We start from the raw sequence: 648 nt of genomic DNA, 5'->3' as shown, positions 1-648 counted from the left end.
ACCAGGTTCAGCGCCCGCCACGGCCGCTGCCAGGCAATGCCGAACACGGCGGCGTTGAGCACCGCGTAATACGAGAACAGCGCCACGTGGTTGCCGCTGCCCGTCGAAAGCAGCACCGGCGCCAGGTAGCCGCCGATGAAGCCCAGCACGGCCAGCGCGGGCGCGTCCTGCTTCACCGCCAGCACGCTGGCACCGGCCACCAGGATGAGCACCATCACGAAGGCCGGCATAGCGCCCAGCACTTCGTAATTGCGGAAGGCCGCGAACACCACCAGCAGCAGGATGCCGATGGCGCCGCCCTGCAGGCTCAGGCCGAAGGCCGGGCGCTCGGCGGCGCTGCGCAGGCCCCAGACCAGGCCCGCGATGGCGCCGGCGGCGATGCCGGCCAGGCGGAATTCGATGGGCATGGTCAGCCAGCCGGCGTCGGCGGCGTACTTGATGGCCGCGGCCACGCCGAACAGCAGCACCAGCACGCCCAGCTTCACCGGCACGTTGCCTTCGAAGAACCAGGCCTTGAGCAGGCGGGCGGCCTTGGTGACGACGTCGGGTTCGGCGGGCTCGGCCGGTTCGGCAGGTAGCGGGGATGGGTGGGGCGCGGGGGCCGGCGCCTGCGCGGCGGGAATCGGCGGCGGCACGGGGCCGGCAGGG

At 72.7% G+C, this 648-nt stretch carries 1 protein-coding gene; it reads right to left on the bottom strand.

The features are described 5' to 3' along the window. Positions 1–648: DUF2339 domain-containing protein (locus tag N790_RS03975; protein ID WP_043801054.1), on the bottom strand; the 648-nt coding region annotated here is incomplete at both ends.

Source organism: Arenimonas malthae CC-JY-1, from assembly GCF_000747075.1.
Taxonomy (GTDB): domain Bacteria; phylum Pseudomonadota; class Gammaproteobacteria; order Xanthomonadales; family Xanthomonadaceae; genus Arenimonas; species Arenimonas malthae.
This window is presented reverse-complemented; position numbering and strand designations above follow the sequence as displayed.